This window comes from Pseudoalteromonas sp. P1-7a, assembly GCF_001401855.1.
Classification (GTDB): Bacteria; Pseudomonadota; Gammaproteobacteria; order Enterobacterales; family Alteromonadaceae; genus Pseudoalteromonas.
In genome coordinates this window covers 1-17,471 of record NZ_LKDU01000038.1, presented here as the reverse complement: position 1 = coordinate 17,471, position 17,471 = coordinate 1, and the positions used below count along the sequence as shown (strand labels likewise).

Below are 17,471 nucleotides of genomic sequence, written 5' to 3'. Positions count from 1 at the left end.
GCCTCGCTTTATAGGTGGTTAAAACACCCACAAAACTAGGCCAATAATTAGCTTACCAACGCCAAGCCACCCGCTACGTTATAAATATTCGCAAAGCCTAATTGCTGTAAATTTGCCGCTGCAATTTTAGAACGATTGCCACTTCTGCACAGTAATATATAGGTGTGCTGCGGGTTTAATTGATTTTGGACTATAGCGTTAGCCATACGACTCAGTGAAATATTAAGCGTATTAGCTAAAGGCGCAGCAAAAAGCTCCGCTACATTAATAACACCATGTTCATAAGGCTCACGGGTGTCAATTAAATACACATTTTTTTGCGTTAGCAACATTTTAGCATGCGCAAAGTCTAGCTGCTTAATGTCAGATTGAACCGCCGCTTGAACATAGCCACACAATTGGTTACTGGTTTGCACATGCACCTGATCGTGTTGCGCTTTTAGCTGTGCAAATTGCGTCGTACTTATTTCTTTATTTAATAATGGACTAAGTAAAGGCGTTTGTGCACGTACAGTTTGCCAGTTAATGGCAAAGCATTGCTGATAGTCATGCCCCGAACAAATAACCGTATCGTCACTTATTTGCTCGCCAAGGCTAATAAGTGAGTGTGCCATTTGCGTTGCACTGCCCCCTTCAAGCGAAGTATTGCCAAGCCCTGCAGGTAAAATTAAATCTCCGCAAAAACAATAATCGATATGATCTGTGGAGCGCTCTTTTAATAAATAACTCACGCTGTCTTTACTGTGCCCTGGGGTTGGCACTGTAATTAATGTTTTTGTGCCCAGGTCAATGCTATTTTGCATCACATGCGTTGTGCCCAGTACTTCATTTAATAAAGCCACTGCGCTTGGACGGTCTTGGTGCTTATGCGTATCTAAAATTGCTTTTACATTGAGCTGTTGTGTGCTCACTATTTTTTCAAAGCGCGGTATAAGCTCTAATACGGGGTCAATAATAACGGCGCTATTGTCGTTACTTACATACAACCAGCTACACGCTCCTTTATGCCTAAATTGTGTTAATCCCAGCGCGCACACTTCTTGCTTTGGCGACGCACTGTCAGAAACAATTAAGCAGTTAGCCTCTAGCACGGCTTTTAAAGAGCTAATACGTGCACACGCTTGATCTATTTGTGCTTGAGTAGCGGCTGGGCCAAACGAAAGTCTAATCGCATTTTCGCTTTGCCAATCGGTTGCGCCCATTGCATCAAGCACAAAACTGCGTGTTGCGCCTGTGCTACACGCTGAACCACCACTGACTCTAATGCCAGCTGCGTCAAATAAATCAATCACCTCTTTAGAGGTAAGCGTATCGACAGCAAAATTAAGGGTGGTAGGGACAGACTGAGAAAAGTCATGATTAAAAGTAATACCCCCAAAGGTACTTTGCAGCGCATTAAGCAGTTGCGCTCTGTAGTTATTTAATACCTCCATCGATTTAAACGTGTCGTCGTTTTTATCTAGCAGCAAATCAAACAGTTTATTAAGCCCTGCTATGCCTGGTAGGTTTTCGGTACCAGAGCGCATGCCGCTTTCTTGCCCGCCCCCTGCAATAAATGGTGTGTAGGCACTGCCATTTTTAATGTATAAAAAACCGATACCTTTAGGTGCATACAGCTTATGGCCCGAAAATGGGGCATAGTCTATACTGGTACTACTAAGTTTAAGTGCTTGTTTACCTAAAGCTTGTACACAATCAACCATCCACGAAACCGATTTATTACGACTACGAATAGCATGCTCAATAGCGTTTAGGTCTTGATAAACTCCGGTTTCGTTATTAACCGCCATAGTGCAAATCATCAGCGCGTTATTAATGTGCTTACTAATAAACGCTAAATCTAAAATCCCTTTGCTATCCACAGGGATAGCTAATAATTGGGCGTTAATGCCTAAAACGCTATTCCAATGTTTTAACGTGTTAGGTACCGCTTTGTGCTCTGTGGCTCCGTACAATAATACTGGGTTTTGGATAGTATGATTTTTAGCATGAATGAGCGTTGAAACAATGGCTGTTTGTATGCCTTCTGTCGCGCCTGAAGTAAAAAGAATATCCCCCTTAGGCGCTCCAATAACATTTCGTGCATTTTGTCTTGTCTGTTCCAATAAATACTTAGCTTGTATTCCGCTTATATGGGGGCTTGAGGGGTTACCAAAACAAATTTGCATGGTGTGCGACACCACGTCGGCAATACAGGGTAAAACAGGTGTTGTAGCGTTTGCATCAAGATAAACCTGGGCTGCTTGTTCATCGTGCAATAAAAACTCAGACATTAAAAACGCACCTTTATTACTAAAAAATATATCTTATACCCAATAGTACATAAGTTTGTTCACATTGGGTAATAATCAATTAGTAACTTAGGTGCGTTTACTATGCTTTTTTAAACTAAAAATACGTTACTCTGGCAGCTCTTTTGTTATTTCTCCATGGGTGGATGACCATGCATTTATTAGCGCTTTTACGAGCGATGCGAGCGGAATGGCAAAAAACACGCCCCAAAACCCCCATAAACCGCCAAAAAATAGCACTGCAACAATAATAAACACGGGGTTCAAATCAACGGCCTCAGAAAACAACAAAGGCACTAATACATTGCCATCGAGCGCCTGAATGATCCCATAAATTACTAATACGGTCCAAAACTGTGTTTCGATACCAAATTGAAATAATGCCACCGCTGCAACAGGTATGGTAACCAACGCCGCCCCCACAAACGGAATTAACACCGAAAACCCAACCAGCACGCCAAGTAATGCTGCATAACGTAAATCAAGTACGGTAAAGGCAATAAACGAGGTGCCACCGACAATTAAAATCTCGAATACTTTGCCTCGAATATAATTCATTATTTGCTGATTCATTTCGTGCCACACTTGCAAAATTAACCGTCTCTGTCGCGGAATAAGCGTAGCGGCACTGCTGGTAAGCTCAAGCTTGTCTTTAAGCATAAAAAATACCAGTAAAGGGACAAGTACCAAATAAATAAGCCAAGCCACAACATCTTTTAACGAAGTGAGTGAAAACGAGACAATAACTTGGCCAAATTCGAGCGCCTTGGCCTCTACACTGGCTACAATAGCTTGAACCTGCTCGGCATTAATTAAACTGGGGTATTGCTGTGGTAGGGCCATTAAAAATGACTTACCTTGCTCTACCATGTGCGGGGTTTCTTGTACTAAATTACTGGTTTGCTTCCAAAGCACAGGGCCAATAACCAAAATAAGGGTAAGCATAACCCCGGTAAATATCAGCATAACAATGACCGTGGCGCCAAAGCGTTTTAACCCAAAGCGCTCTAAGTGTACAACCGGCCAATCAAGTAAATAAGCAATTACCAATGCCACTAATACAGGAACAATTAACGCGCCAAAAAAGTACAGCAATGCCACTGAGGCAATAAGTAAAAAAAGTAAGGTGACTGAATGAGGATCTGAGAACTTCCTTTCGTACCATGTTTTAACGTATTCAAACATGCAATGGCTCCACTCGTAATAGTCCTAGGTGTTGGTCAAATTTATATGTATATGCATTTTTGCTTAAAAAACGCGTAATATCATCAGCGCTCTCATTGTTATTAATACTAAACGTTATTGCCTGATTTGATGCCTGCGCATTTCGAAGCGCTAATTTAAATTGTACAAACTGTTGTGGGCATTTAAATTTTTTTAAGTCGCACTCTAACATAACTACTTTACTCGCCAAGTAAAATGAATAATAAGTCGTATACTGTCGGTCATTCTATTTATAAAATGTGAACAGCAGTAACTTTTTCTTAAAACCATTCCAGCAATGGTTTATCCTTATAACATAATTAGCAGTAAGGATAAGTTAATGCCTGGCACGCATAATAAAGCGCAACTACCGAGTAATCCAACTCTCAAAGAGATTAATTGGTATAAAAAGCAGATAAACTGGGGAGAGCTTCCGCCTTTTTATCACCTCGTTGCTTCTTCGGTCAGCGAAGCTGAGGGAATATTGGAGCACGGGTTTGATAACGCTGTAAAAAGCCTGCTCAATAGACGCAATTGGAACTTAGACTTACTTGAAGGCTATGAAGATAACTTTGGCGAAATACATACCAAACATAAGCCCCGTATTGCACTACACCAAGTATTTACTGACCGCGGGTTTGAGCTGTGGGCGCAACCCTATGCTAAAGATATTATTATTGATCAATACGTTAAAGATAACCGCTTTATGGAGTTTAAAGTATGGGATCCGCATTCAATGAAAAATCTGATCCGCATAAATCAGCTCCATAAGTTTATTGGCTTTTATTTTGAGCGCGGTGACAAGGCCGATAAAGCCATTATTTTACATGCACATAAGGTAGTACATAAAATTATTAAATTTTTGCAGCAGGAATTGAACGTTGTAAAGCTTGATGGAGTCACAATAAAAGAACTCTACCAATTGTGCGAAAAAGACAGCCGTGCAAGCAGCGACGAAATTGACATAGCAAAAATTGCCATTGGTGAACAAATAAACAAGGAATAAAATGCAGCTAAAATCAGCCTTTATCACTTTATGCAGTGCCGCGCTTACCTTTAGCCTACTGGTTAGTGAGCCGTTAAAGGCACAAACAAACTTTACGCTACCCGATTTAGGCACGTCTGCGCTACAAGTTTTGCCACTTGAAAAAGAACAAGCCATTGGCGAAGTGATGATGATGCAAATAAGAGGCTCATCACCGGTAGTAAACGACCCTGTTTTAGACGAATACTTAACCACACTTGGCCGAAAACTAGTCGCTAATGCAAACGACGTGCGTTTTCCTTTTTCGTTTTTTTGGGTCAATAACAACGAAATTAATGCCTTTGCTTTTTACGGCGGACATGTAGGTGTGCATACTGGGCTTATTGCGCAGTCAGACAACGAAAGCCAGTTTGCCTCTGTACTTGGGCACGAAATAGCGCACGTAACTCAGCGCCATTTAGCGCGTCGTATTCAGCAACAACAAGACAACAGTGCACTGACTATTGCAGGTATGATAGCCGGTATATTAGCAACAGTGGTGGCCCCTGATGCGGGCATTGCTATTATTTCGGCTAACCAAACCCAAGCTGCGTTTAGCCAACTCACACACAGCCGTGCCGCCGAGCAAGAAGCCGACAGAATTGGTATGCAAACCCTTAATAACGCTGGTTTTGATGCGCGTGCTTCGAGTGAGTTTTTAACTAAACTTGCAGCACAAATAAGGTATAAGTACAAGCCACCCGCTTTTTTACTGACCCACCCATTGCCAGAGAGCCGTGTGTCTGATGTACGCTTACGTGCAGAGCAATACCCTGTGCGTCACTTAAACCCAAGCCTTGAGTTTAATTTAGCAAAAAGCCGTGTACTCGCCCGTTATGCCAATAAGCCTGAAAACGCCGAGGCGCTATTTAGAAAGTTAATGCGTGAAAACACTTATAACAACACCGCGCTTAAATATGGCTTGGGTATAAGCCTGCTTGACCAAGACAAACTCGATGAAGCCGCAGAAATATTAGAGCCACTGCTTGCGCAAAACCCTAAAAATTTATTTTATATTGATACCCATACCGATTTACTCATAGCGCAAAAAAAAGCCGACGAAGCTGTAACGTTTTTGGCTGAACTAAACGACTATCGCCCTAACAACCAAGTTATTACTTTAAACTATGCAAATGCGGCATTAGAGGCTGAGCAGTTTGAATTAGCGGAAAACATTTTAAAAAGTTTTTTACTTGAAAAGCCCGACCATAACTTAGGCAAACAGCTTTTAGCCGACGCCTACAAAAAACAAGACAAGCTCGCTGCTTATCACGAAGCCAATGCAGATGTGCTTTCCCAATATGGTGCTTACATTAAAGCCGCAGACGAAATCCAAAAAGCGCTTAACTTCGTAGAACCCACAGAGCTGGTTAAACAGCAACGTTTAAAAGCCTTGCTTACTCAGTATCGCCGTTTACAAAAAGAGCTTGCAAGACTTTAAGTCTGCAAGCGCTTGCCCTAAAATAGTGGCAAATTACATTTTGGAATTAATTGTATGTCAGTGACTATTTATCATAACCCGCGTTGTTCAAAGTCGCGTGAAACCTTAGCATTACTTGCGCAAAATAATGTAACTCCCAGCGTAGTAGAGTATTTAAAAACACCGCTTAACCATGAACAAATTACAGAGCTTTTAGGACAACTAGGCTTTAGCTCAGCACGCCAGCTGATGCGCACAAAAGAAGATGCATACAAAGCGCTTAACTTAAAAGAAGAAAACAGCGAGTCTGCATTAATCGCTGCAATGGTAGAAAACCCAAAATTAATTGAACGCCCAATTGTTGTAAACAACAATAAAGCCGCGCTGGGTCGCCCACCTGAAAACGTATTAAGCGTATTATAATGAGCACCCAAATTGTGGTGCTATACCACTCAAGCCATGGGTCGGTTGAAGCCATGGCCCATGAAATAGCAGAGTCAATAGAGCAACAAGGTGCAACCGCTTTGCTGCGCACTTTTGTAGCTAAAAACCCGCACGATATTGTTATCACCAAAGATGATTTAATAAATTGTGACGGCCTTGCTTTTGGCACCCCTACCCGCTTTGGCATGATGGCATCGCAGGCAAAAACCTTTTGGGAAACCACCAGCGATCTGTGGCTAAAAGGTCAATTAATAGATAAGCCAGCCTGTGTATTTTCGTCCTCAAGCAGTATGCATGGCGGAAATGAAGCCACCTTACTTAACTTATCATTACCACTACTACACCACGGCATGATGTTATTAGGGGTACCTTACGAAGTACCTGAGTTACTAGCCACGCAAACCGGTGGTACTCCTTATGGAGCAAGCCATGTCGCTGGCAGCAGTAATACAAATACATTAAGTAAAGATGAAATTAAAATATGCCAAAGCGTTGGTAAACGCCTTACTCACATTGCGAGCAAACTTCAATGAATACTGCAAACACCCCAGCTAAAAAGCCAATTACTGTAAAGTTTCAGCGTACTGCTATTTTTGGCTATGTGGGTTTATTACTTTTATTACCTTTGTGGATGTACTTTGTCCCGCCACTAAACGGCAACGCAAGTTTTGTATCGTTGTTTGTGCCTATTATACCTTTACTATTACCCCTTAGAGGCTTTATTAAAGACAATACTTACACTTACGCTTGGGCCAACTTTGTTGTTATGCTGTACTTTATACACGGTTTAACCATGCTATGGGCTGCGCCTGATGAGCTAATATGGGTGTTATTAGAGCTTGTGTTTGCCTCAGCGATGTTTGTAGGCTGCACCTATTACGCAAGGCACCGTGGACAAGAACAAGGCTTAAAAATACGTAAGCTTAAAGAAGAGCTCGCAGAAGAAAAAGCCGCCAACGAATATACTAAATAATACTAATTTCGCAAAATAAATTATTTAAGCTGAAATAACAGCTTATACCTACAAAAAACGCGCTTAACATAACAATGTAAGCGCGTTTTTTTAAGCTTTTAGTTTGCTAAGCCTTATACCAATTCGCTCAGCGCAGCAAGTGCAACGATACTGGCTAATCCAAGCTGAGCTATTAAGCTCAATAACGAAAAAACACGCAGAACAAATAATCCCCACGGGTGCTTTATATGAGGATAAAGCGCACAGCGTTTTAAGCTTGCCGCAAAGAAAAAACACACCGATGCAATCAGTGTAAAAATTAAAGTCAGCTCACTTTTAATAGCAATGCTTTCATCAAAAAAGAAATAGAGCTGAAGTGGGAATAAAATAGTCACAATGGCGTGTAAGGCATGCACCTTTTTAATGCGGTTAAACTGCCCTTCAGGCGAAAGCTCTTTTATACCAAAGTCGCGCTCAAGGCATTTAACTAAATTGGTTGCTTTAACACTTACCGCTAACCGATAACAACTTAGGCCCTCGTTATTTCGTGCTCTAAAGTCGTAACCTGCTTTTAGTAATAGCACCATAAGGGTTTCATTTTTGGCTAACACCGCATAGTGCAAGGCTGTATTGCCTAACGTATCTTGCGCTTTTAGATCCTGTTTTGCCAGCAGGGTTTCTATTACGTTTACATAGCCTTTTTCGGCCGCCCACATAAAGGCTGTTTTATTGTTTTCATCGGCCAAGGTACCGGTAGCGCCTTGCTCGATAAAACGCATAGCCATGGTTTGCTTAGCACCTTTTTGGCTTAAATGAGCTAGTAATGCTTTTTCAAGCAATACTATAGAATCAACCTCAGGCGACACTTGCGTTAACAGCGTAAAATAGTCTTTACCGTTTGCTACTTTTTGGCTGGCAAGTTCTGTAAGCTCATTTAAATCCGCGACCGATTCGGGTAAAAAAGCGCTTAAACGGTCTCTAAAATCGACCTCTTGCCACAGTGCCAGTGTGTCGTGTGCACTTAATTTACTGCCACTGTTTAGGGCATGTTCAATTAATGAAAAATAACGTTTACTAAATAATAAGCTAAACAAAGAAAGCGGCGTATCAAGAGCATTTTGCGCCGCCACACTGGCGTATTTTTCTAAGCGCTGGCACAGCATTAACGCCATGGATTCGTTGGTGTATTCGTTATCTAAATAATGATTTTTAACAGCAGCAATGTAAGCATGCGCATCTTCATCATATTCACTAATATGCTGAAAATAACACTCTTCAAAGGGTTCAAGCGGGGTTAACCATATCAAATAGTAAATGGGTGGTAGCACAGTGGTGCATACACCGTCATCTTCAATAGTAGAACGACATGCAGGCCAAGCTTCTAAAGCATCTAAAATAAAGGCACCGTTTTGTTCTACAAGTCCTTTAATAAGTAATGGGTATTCCTTTGGCCAAATCAGTACATTTTCCATTAAAACAGCACAACTCCAGTGTAGCTTGATGAGGGGTCAGTTATAGCAGTTTTTAGCTGACACCACGCTTAATCGACGTGGTGATATTCTATCACACCTTTTTTTTGCTGTGAGCTTAAAGTAGATGAATATTAAGAAAATATAAAAGCAGCCAATACACTCAAGTGCGGCTGCTTTTGTGGTTGGAGGGGGTCTTAATCAGGGAGGAACTATTTATTGTTTAGTTCAGTAATTACTTGCTCTAAACCGACATCAGAAATACGTTGAATGATCTCTTTTTGCTTAGCACTTAATAGCGAAATACCTTCGGCAACAATGTCGTATACTTTCCATTGCTGGTCCTTACCTTGGCGCAGCTTAAAATGCAGATCAATCACGGGCGCATTTGGCTCAATAATTTGCGTTTTAACCGTGGCGTACTCAGAGTCGCTTTTAGCGGTATCTTGTTCAAAGACTACTTGTTGTCCGGTGTACTTCATAAGCGCACCTGCGTAAGTACCTGTTAAATAATGCTCTACTGCATCAATAAAGCGTACAGCTTGCTCACGCTCAATGCCTTTTATGTGTTTTCCAAGCAATTTAAACGACACAAACTTAATATCTATGTTTGGCATTAAACGCGTCTCTACAATGCGCGCCATATCGGCTTTGCTTGCATCACCTTGTGCATTTACTTTTGCAATATCGCTAAAAAGCGTATCGGCAACGCCCTCAAGCATATGTTGCGGTGACTGCGCAGTTTGCGCAAATAACGCGCTGCTAAAAAAGGCAGCAGCAATAAAAATAGTGTTAAAAAGTTTCATGAGCGTGACCATGTGTGTGATTAAGATGTGGCTAAATTACGCGATTTTAAATCACAAAAAAAGACACAAAAATGCACCTAATTAATGCCAAAACAGCACCAATAAAATAAACTATTTAATTTCAGTCAGTTAAGCATCCCTTGTTAACACCCCATAAACAAGCGGTATTTTGTCCTCATTGAAAATGTAAATAACCCGCCCTTATCATTTAATTACTCATTCGACTCACACACCAATTTGGCAGTTATGAAAACGGTATATAAAACTTTCACTATTACTTTATTTTTAATTATTTCTGTATGGGGTAACTTTGTATTTGCGCAGTCTAATCATGGTTACGCCGTAGATATGCTCAAAGGCGAAGGCAACGTAAATGGTATTAAGCTAGCTTATCAATATCACGCTGCGAGTTTGCAAAACTTAGTGGGCGATGCGCGCTTTTATTTTGAAACCAGCGTTAATATGTGGCAGTACCGCCATGGTGACAACTCGCAATCTAATCTTGTGCTGGCTATGTCGCCTGTGCTGCAGTTTCCTGCTTTTAGTTTTCACAATACCCCGTTTTATATTGAAGCAGGTATTGGTGTATCGCTTATTGATGAAACTAAATTTGCGGGCAAAAACATTAGTACTCACTACCAATTTGAAGACCGCATAGGCCTAGTTGCAGACTTTGGCTACACTAACGTAGCGCTTCGGGTTATTCATTACTCAAACGCCGGATTTAAAGCCCCTAACCCGGGTTTAAACTTTTTAACTCTTTCGGTGGCAAGGCGTTTTTAACCTTCATTTGCATCTAGTATCAATTTGCTACTTAATCATGTTAAGTATTAAGCTAAATTGAAATAACTAGCCACAAAAAAGCCCCGATAAATCGGGGCTTTTTTTGATTAAAATACGCTACTAGCCAACTAACCAATGCGCCATTAAGGCAATAACCGGCAGTGTAATAAGCGTACGCAAAATAAATATAACGAACAGCTCAACAATGTTTACCGGTATTTTACTACCCAGTAAAAGTGCGCCAACCTCAGACATGTAAATTAGCTGAGTTACGCTCATTGCAGCAATAATAAAGCGCGTTACATCACTTTCAATGGTGCCTGCTGCCAAAATTGACGGAATAAACATATCGGCAAATCCCACCATAATCGTTTGTGCCGCAGCCTGTGCCTCGGGGACGTGTAACCATTCTAAAAATGGCACAAACGGCATACCTAAGTACTGAAATACCGGCGTGTACTCTGCAATAATAAGTGCAAATGTACCCACCGCCATAACTACAGGCAGTACACCAAACACCATATCAAGGGCATTATGTACGCCCTCTTTTAAGGTACCTTTAAAACCTGATGAGTTATTGGCTTTAGCTAATGCAACATCAAGCGAGTGCCCTACTAAGCTTTTACCCGTTGGGATAGTCTCGGCATCGCGATTTGGCTCACTGCCATCAATAAGCAAATCTTTTTTAAAGCAAAGTGGTGGTAAGCGCGGCACAATAATAGCGGCAACCACACCAGCTAAACATACGGTGGCATAAAATGGGGCAAATAAGTGCTCTAATTTAACTTGCCCTAAAACCACTAAGCTAAAGGTAATTGAAACTGCCGAAAACGTAGTACCAATAATAGCGGCTTCGCGTTGCGTGTAATGCTTTTGGTCGTACTGCCTTGCGGTCATTAAAATACCGACACTGCCATCACCTAACCATGACGCAGTACAGTCAACCGCACTTCGCCCAGGTACACCAAATACAGGGCGCATTACCTTGGTAAGCATGGTGCCAGCAAGTTCTAATAACCCAAAGTTTATTAGTAGAGGCAGTAATAAACCGGCCAGTATAAATACCGAAAACAAAACAGGTAATAAGTCGTTTAATACTAAAGCGCCTGTGTTTGCTGAGGTAATAGCCTCGCTACCTAACCCTAAATGGGTCATTAGCACAAACGCCATACCAAATAAACGCACCACTAACCACACGACACTTACATCAAATAAATGTTTTAACAGGGGTGATTGGCAAATAGCGGCGGGTTTAAATACTTTAGTGATCACCGACATAACGCCAGTAATACAAATAATTAAGGTAATAATTGCTTGCGCTGAACCAGACATCAACGCTTGCACGCCTTTAGCCATTAACGCAATAGGAATGGTCATTCCGTCGGCGGTAGGAATGGGTGTCATAAATAAAAACACACCAATTAACGACGGTACTAAAAAAGTAAACCAAGTGCGCCACGTATAGTGCCCGCGAGGAGGTAACTGAGACATATTTTTTAATCCATAAAAACTACAAAAAGAGCAAAGCGCTCTTTTTGTAGTAAAAACTTATTATTAATTATTAAATTTTGATGCCGCGCTGAATAAGTGCTGCTTCTAACGCTTGTTGTAAGCCATTCATGGTGCCAGGTTCGAGTGTTTCGCCTTTATCATCCATCCAGGTTAAGCTTGTACCGCCTTCTTTAGTTTTGCTGACTAAAATTTGGTATTGGCCTTCTTCAATAGGAAGCTGCGCAACGTCATCGCCCCAAATAGAATCCCATACGCTGCTCTCTGGCTTGTTGTAGTCGGCAGTTATTAAGCCGGTATCGGTTTTAATCTCAACAATAGTAAACGATAGGCGCTCTAAAAAGCCTGAGAAGCGATCGAATACTGCATCGTATGATTGCTCAGTAACAAGTGCAGCATTGCCCTTATTATCAAAGCCCATTTCTAAAGAAATAATACCTTGGCGCTTACGGTTTTCTACTTCTAGTTGACGATAACGATAGTCAAACTCAGCTACAACTTGGTTAAGTGCACGTACTTCTAATTGCTGCTTAAGTAAATCAGTTAATGTGTCATCACCTTTAAAGTCAATAAGTTCAGCGCGTAGCGAAGCAGTACGCTGATGCGATTTTTCTTCAATTGTGAATCTAAAGCGCTCCAGGTTTTCGCTTACCTCATCATCCCACAACCAGCTCTCTTCAGCTTTGATTATGGCGTACCAATCGGTTTCGATAATACCAAGTAGCTTATCTTCTTTTGTGGTTGTTGCATTATTTTCGGCAATAACCGCTTTAATTGAATCCCATACAAATTCATCTAAATCAACAATGCCATCGTTTTTATCAAAATAAATACGCGCTTGTTTGTCGCCTTCTTCTACCCAGCTACCTTTAGCAACAGTTAAAACCTGTGCTGGTGGACGATAGTTTGTTGCCTCTGGGTTGTTATCGTATTGGCCCACATCCATTTTATAAACAGGATCTTGCGCTGGTTGAGATAACGATGGCGGGGTTTTAACACCTTCATGGGTGCGATAATTGCGTTCGTTGTGCGCTTCATTAATAAAAACATTACACCCTGATAAACTTACCAATACACTCACTGCAAGTGCTTTTGGGATCCAATACTGCACAGATATTTCTCCTTAGCATACCCTTTAATTGTTTTACACGTATATGAGTGGGTAATACCGAATTTGGTTCAGTGTAAAATCAACATTAACTTTACATTTATTATTTGGCTGTCTAATTGCAATAAAGTTCACACCTAGGTGTTATAAAATCAATCACAGCAAAAAGACAAATTTAAGCTATGGTACTTTCCTGTGCCAGTAAAAACAAGGAACACAACGTTTTAAAGCGCCTTTAATTAAGCACCTATGTAGTTTAGGCTGTTTTTTGTGTTAAACTTCGCCGCCGTGCATCGTATTGTAGGTGTAACGGGCTATATCAACTCGGTTGTTATAATTCAAAAAACGTAGGTATTAAACTTCATGACTGCATTTTCAAATCATCAAATTGTTTTAACCGCTATTGGCGAAGATAGACCGGGAATTGTAAGTGAACTTACACAACTTGTAAGTGATTGTCATTGCAATATTATAGATAGCCGAATAGCCATTTTAGGCAGCGAATTTACCTTCACCATGTTGCTAAGCGGCGATATGTCGGCCATTAGCCGCATAGAGCATACCTTGCCCACTAAAGGCATGGAGCTTGGCCTACTCACCATGATGAAGCGCAGCACCACTCGCCACACCGAGAGTGAATTTTGCGCAGGCTACACCCTTGAATACACAGGGATAGACACACCTGGCACACTGAGTAAAGTAACGCGTTTTTTTGCCGATCACCACATTAGCATTTGCTCATTAAAGTCAGACACCTACGATGAAGAAACTGACACAAAAATGCGCTGCGAAATTGAGTTTAATATCCCTGTTGAAGTTGATATAGACCAATTTAAAGTGACCTTTGAAAACCTTTCGCACACTCTTAACGTAGATTATATTTTTAAACGTATTCGCTAAGGAGCACAGCATGAACAAAATTAGTCCACTACAAGCCGGTGATACAGCACCCGAATTTAGCTTACAAAACCAAAACGACGAAACAGTCACATTAAGCGAGCTGTTAAAAGAGCAACAAGTACTGGTGTACTTTTACCCAAAAGCCTCTACACCGGGCTGTACGGTACAAGCCGAGAACTTACGTGACCAACAAAACGAACTTGCTAAATTTAACACCCGTGTTGTCGGTATTAGCCCAGATCCAATTAAGCGCCTTAAAAACTTTGAAACTAAAAAAGAGCTTAATTTTGATTTATTAGCCGATGAAGATCACGCCATTGCTGAAGCATTTGGTGTATGGGGCTACAAAAAGTTTATGGGTAAAGAATACGATGGTATTCACCGCCTAACATTTTTAGTAGGCCAAGACGGTAAAATTAAACACTTATTTGATAAGTTTAAAACTAAAGATCACCATCAAGTGGTTTTAGATTACTTAGCAGCAGAATAAGTAAGCTATAAGCTGTAAAAAAGCGTTGCTCTTGAGCAACGCTTTTTTATTGACGTTTTTTAAGTACGGTTGCACGTTACATAATTAATTAACCATAAGCGCCACTCGAATATATAAGCTCGTAACTGTGGCTATAAATTTCTAAAATATTGCCAAACGGGTCTTCCATATAAATCATGCGGTATGGTTTTTCCCCTGGGTAATAATAGCGCGGCGCTTTCATACGCTTTTTACCGCCCGCCGCCACTATTTTATCAGCAAGCCCTTCTACATCAGGGTCTTGAACGCATAAATGAAATATCCCTGTTTTCCAATATTCAAAATTATTTTTAGGGTTTTGCTGATTTTTAAATTCAAATAGCTCAACGCCCACCTTATCACCTGTTGATAAATGGGCTATTTTAAAGCTGCCCCACCCCGCACCAAATACATCTGTGCACATTTCACCTATTGGTGATTTATCTTCTGTTATTTTTGTAGGCTTCATAATTAAATACCAGCCCAACACCTCAGTGTAAAACTTAACGGCTTGCTCTAAGTTTGGTACTGACACACCTATATGCGAAAACGTACGCGGATAAGGCATGCGTGAAGCAGGTAAGCCATTTGCTTGCTCGCCTTTACCAACCGCTTGCAGGTTGGCATTAGCATTTAAACTAGTAAACAGCATAGGCAGCGCCGCAGCACCCAACCCTGCTGCCGATAACTTCATAAAGTCTCTACGGTTTAACTCTTTTTTATTCATGGCATATTCCTTAACGGCAAGGGCGTTAAAAGTAATTAAAGGGGATTAATTAGCCATAATAAATGAATATAGTGAGGACAAAAAATTATCAAATATGATATTTATGATTACGTTTTGTGATGATAGTTGGAAGGAGTATTTAATTCATATAGTGTTATTTGAATCAACACTGTATGAATTATTGGGTTCAATTATGCAATAGCGTTTTCTTGCATACTTTTCTCTATAGATAGGCTTTCTCGATATTCAGCAGCTTCTGCTTTCAGCGTCCAGTGAACATCTAAAATACCACTCATTTCTACAGCTTGTTTCACTTCAGATATCGTGGTTTTAAAGAACTCTTTTCTAGAATTAACCTTATTCACTGAGCATAAATCGAAACGACGATGAAGTTCTTTTTCCAAAGTTGGTGCATCCTCACTAAATATCATTGCATGAACATCAAAAGAAAATGGAACAGATGCATCTCCCAACTCTTTAACACGGTCCATTGGTTCTAACCTTCGAGTCATACCTATTTTAAATACTTCTTCACCAAAACTACCAATATTACTGATAACATAAACATGACCACGTCTAGTTTGTTGTGCCATAGAAATCGCTCTTTGCCCTTTATCCTCAGCTTCTTTTAATTGATTTTCTAAATCAAACAACTTTGCTTCATAGTCAGCTTTTTGTTCATCATTGGCAGCTAAAAGTTCTTCCCTAACTTTTTTTAACGCTTTTTGAATTAATCTTTCTTCCTTCTCAGCTTCTTTTCTTGCTTTTTCGATATCTCGCAGCGCTTTTTCTTCTTCTCGTATCTGTGCCCGAATTTCAGCTTGTTCTTCTCGTTCAATTCTTTTAAGTTCACTAGCGGCTACCGCCCACTTAAGCTCTGTTAAACGTGCGTTTAAATACTTTTCATTAATCCGCGCTTTCCGAAACGGTACGCCATTGTGATTTACTAAGGCAAATGCATCTAAAATTTCTTGGTTTATCTTGCCAAAGTTGTCATGTTTTACCTTTGACAATGCACTATCTACTTTGCCGTTAAAAGCATCAACCACAAAATGTATTGCGTAGGTTTTTCTATGCTGCTCGACATAATCGCAATCACCTGCAAAACCATCTTTAACCATTTGACGAATATTTTGCCGTATCAATTTCAACTCGGCTCCAGCCTCTTTATGGCTAAATTCATCAGCTAAATCATCTAAAACTGAATGGTTTGGTATTATGTAGTCATCTTTATAGCCATCGATAGTATTTCGCATAGCTTTAATTGCTTGTTCATAGATATCTGCTTTTTCTTTAGCCTCGTAAGCATCACCAGCAATTTCTTTAGCTTGCTGAACTGCAAATGATGTAATTCGATCTGCCTCTTGATTAGCCTCAAGGCGAATTTTCTCAGCTTCTTCTTTTGCTTCTTTAAGCTTTTGGTTCCCTTCAGCTTTATACCCTTTTAGGGTTTCTCTTGTAGTAACAGCATCTAGTTCAATGTCATTCGCTAAATCCATTGCATTTTGTTTTATAGTCTTTGCTTCCAACTCAGCTTCTTCTAGAAGGTCTTTAATATAGTTTTCTACTTGAATAATTGGGCTGTATTTATCAAGTAACTCTTTATTTTTAATTGATGTGTTCTTAATTTCTGCTCTTAACACATCAAGCCTGTCATTCAATGAATCTATACTTTTTTTAGATTGCTGCTTTAGGTTTTTAACCGTGCTGTACCAGCTAAAACAAATGATTAAAACTATAAATGCGAGTATTAAACTAAGAAGCTCCATAACTAAATCCTTTTATTAAGTTGACTAAATACCGTATCACAGATTGGCTGCACTTGATAAATGAATAACAGTACAACCCCCTTTTTTTTAACATTTCAAAATGATGTATTGGTAGTTTAATAAGAGTTCTCTGTTTAAAATTAAGTTGTTATCAACCTAACTATGTAATAAAAAATAAAATACAATAGAAGGAGTTAACTTTGAGTAAGGCAATCAAGTTTAGAGTGTATTTAGTCGCATTGATTATATGTATTATTGGCTTTCAGTTTTCACCTGCGAGTGAGCATTTTTATGCCAACCCGTTTTATATAGGAAGCTTTATTTTTACAATCGCGCTAATTGTGAATGTTATTAATTACTTTTGCCCAAATTGCAAGAAAAACCAGGTAATGCAATCAGCTACTAACTATCGTCTACCAAAAAATAAATGCTATCACTGCGGGGAAGAAATTAACTAGCCTTTTCGGAGGGCGCTTCGCTTATCCGACCTACGTGTTTAAATAAGCTGGTGTGGTGGTTTATATAAAGAGTGAGTAATGGAGTTGTGGTGTTGGGTTT

At 40.2% G+C, this 17,471-nt stretch carries 17 protein-coding genes and 1 pseudogene; 8 read left to right on the top strand and 10 right to left on the bottom strand.

The features are described 5' to 3' along the window. Positions 1-47: 47 nt before the first annotated feature. The 3 genes from AN389_RS17635 to AN389_RS20700 all read right to left on the bottom strand — a co-directional run bounded on the left by AN389_RS17635 (position 48) and on the right by AN389_RS20700 (position 3,687). Positions 48-2,273 (bottom strand): aminotransferase class V-fold PLP-dependent enzyme, encoded by a 2,226-nt coding sequence (locus AN389_RS17635; protein ID WP_055020360.1) that lies wholly within the window; start codon positions 2,271-2,273, stop codon positions 48-50. Positions 2,274-2,399: 126 nt separating this feature from the next. After that, positions 2,400-3,476, bottom strand: coding sequence for an AI-2E family transporter (locus AN389_RS17630; RefSeq protein ID WP_055016281.1), 1,077 nt, complete (start codon positions 3,474-3,476; stop codon positions 2,400-2,402). Then, positions 3,469-3,687: a hypothetical protein gene (locus AN389_RS20700; protein WP_055016282.1), complete on the bottom strand. Its 219-nt coding sequence runs from the start codon at positions 3,685-3,687 to the stop codon at positions 3,469-3,471. The genes AN389_RS17630 and AN389_RS20700 overlap by 8 nt, the downstream gene beginning before the upstream one ends. A 147-nt stretch (positions 3,688-3,834) precedes the next feature. Between AN389_RS20700 and AN389_RS17620 the strand changes: the two genes are divergently transcribed. The 5 genes from AN389_RS17620 to AN389_RS17600 are packed head-to-tail and all read left to right on the top strand — an operon-like array spanning position 3,835 to position 7,355. Further along, positions 3,835-4,500, top strand: coding sequence for a hypothetical protein (locus AN389_RS17620; RefSeq protein ID WP_055016283.1), 666 nt, complete (start codon positions 3,835-3,837; stop codon positions 4,498-4,500). Position 4,501: 1 nt separating this feature from the next. Continuing rightward, positions 4,502-5,959, top strand: coding sequence for a M48 family metalloprotease (locus tag AN389_RS17615; RefSeq protein WP_055020359.1), 1,458 nt, complete (start codon positions 4,502-4,504; stop codon positions 5,957-5,959). 54 nt (positions 5,960-6,013) lie between these two features. Next, entirely contained in the window at positions 6,014-6,361 is a 348-nt protein-coding gene (arsC, locus tag AN389_RS17610) for an arsenate reductase (glutaredoxin) (protein WP_055020358.1), read from the top strand. Beyond that, a complete protein-coding gene (gene wrbA, locus AN389_RS17605; RefSeq protein WP_055016286.1) occupies positions 6,361-6,915 on the top strand; it encodes an NAD(P)H:quinone oxidoreductase in 555 nt (184 codons plus the stop codon). The genes arsC and wrbA overlap by 1 nt, the downstream gene beginning before the upstream one ends. After that, positions 6,912-7,355, top strand: a complete 444-nt coding sequence (locus AN389_RS17600; RefSeq protein WP_055016287.1) for a DUF2069 domain-containing protein — start codon at positions 6,912-6,914, stop codon at positions 7,353-7,355. Before wrbA ends, AN389_RS17600 begins: the two co-directional genes overlap by 4 nt. A gap of 113 nt (positions 7,356-7,468) precedes the next feature. Here AN389_RS17600 and AN389_RS17595 read toward each other — a convergent pair whose 3' ends face one another. Continuing rightward, a complete protein-coding gene (locus AN389_RS17595; RefSeq protein WP_055016288.1) occupies positions 7,469-8,806 on the bottom strand; it encodes an ankyrin repeat domain-containing protein in 1,338 nt (445 codons plus the stop codon). 209 nt (positions 8,807-9,015) lie between these two features. Continuing rightward, positions 9,016-9,609, bottom strand: coding sequence for a phospholipid-binding protein MlaC (locus AN389_RS17590; RefSeq protein WP_055020357.1), 594 nt, complete (start codon positions 9,607-9,609; stop codon positions 9,016-9,018). Between the two features lie 246 nt (positions 9,610-9,855). Between AN389_RS17590 and AN389_RS17585 the strand changes: the two genes are divergently transcribed. Then, positions 9,856-10,392: an acyloxyacyl hydrolase gene (locus tag AN389_RS17585; RefSeq protein WP_055020356.1), complete on the top strand. Its 537-nt coding sequence runs from the start codon at positions 9,856-9,858 to the stop codon at positions 10,390-10,392. A 120-nt stretch (positions 10,393-10,512) separates the two neighbouring features. Here the strand turns inward: AN389_RS17585 and AN389_RS17580 are convergent, their stop codons facing one another. Next, on the bottom strand, positions 10,513-11,883 hold the full coding sequence (locus tag AN389_RS17580) for a YjiH family protein (protein WP_055016290.1): 1,371 nt from the start codon (positions 11,881-11,883) through the stop codon (positions 10,513-10,515). 70 nt (positions 11,884-11,953) lie between these two features. After that, positions 11,954-13,012 carry an outer membrane protein assembly factor BamC gene (bamC, locus tag AN389_RS17575; RefSeq protein ID WP_055016291.1) on the bottom strand — a complete coding sequence of 353 codons (1,059 nt, stop codon included), beginning with the start codon at positions 13,010-13,012 and terminating at the stop codon, positions 11,954-11,956. 360 nt (positions 13,013-13,372) lie between these two features. Between bamC and AN389_RS17570 the strand changes: the two genes are divergently transcribed. Together AN389_RS17570 and bcp are read left to right on the top strand one after the other, a co-directional pair. Next, positions 13,373-13,909, top strand: coding sequence for a glycine cleavage system protein R (locus AN389_RS17570; protein WP_055016292.1), 537 nt, complete (start codon positions 13,373-13,375; stop codon positions 13,907-13,909). A gap of 10 nt (positions 13,910-13,919) precedes the next feature. Continuing rightward, positions 13,920-14,399 carry a thioredoxin-dependent thiol peroxidase gene (bcp, locus tag AN389_RS17565; protein WP_055020355.1) on the top strand — a complete coding sequence of 160 codons (480 nt, stop codon included), beginning with the start codon at positions 13,920-13,922 and terminating at the stop codon, positions 14,397-14,399. An 88-nt stretch (positions 14,400-14,487) separates the two neighbouring features. Here the strand turns inward: bcp and AN389_RS17560 are convergent, their stop codons facing one another. The 3 genes and pseudogenes from AN389_RS17560 to AN389_RS17555 form a co-directional block, all read right to left on the bottom strand. After that, positions 14,488-14,985 carry a lactoylglutathione lyase family protein gene (locus AN389_RS17560; protein ID WP_055020363.1) on the bottom strand — a complete coding sequence of 166 codons (498 nt, stop codon included), beginning with the start codon at positions 14,983-14,985 and terminating at the stop codon, positions 14,488-14,490. Positions 14,986-15,063: 78 nt separating this feature from the next. Next, a pseudogene (locus AN389_RS20790) lies at positions 15,064-15,144 on the bottom strand (twin-arginine translocation signal domain-containing protein); the annotation flags it as partial. 191 nt (positions 15,145-15,335) lie between these two features. Beyond that, positions 15,336-16,913 (bottom strand): DUF4041 domain-containing protein, encoded by a 1,578-nt coding sequence (locus AN389_RS17555; RefSeq protein WP_055020354.1) that lies wholly within the window; start codon positions 16,911-16,913, stop codon positions 15,336-15,338. Positions 16,914-17,471 lie beyond the last annotated feature (558 nt).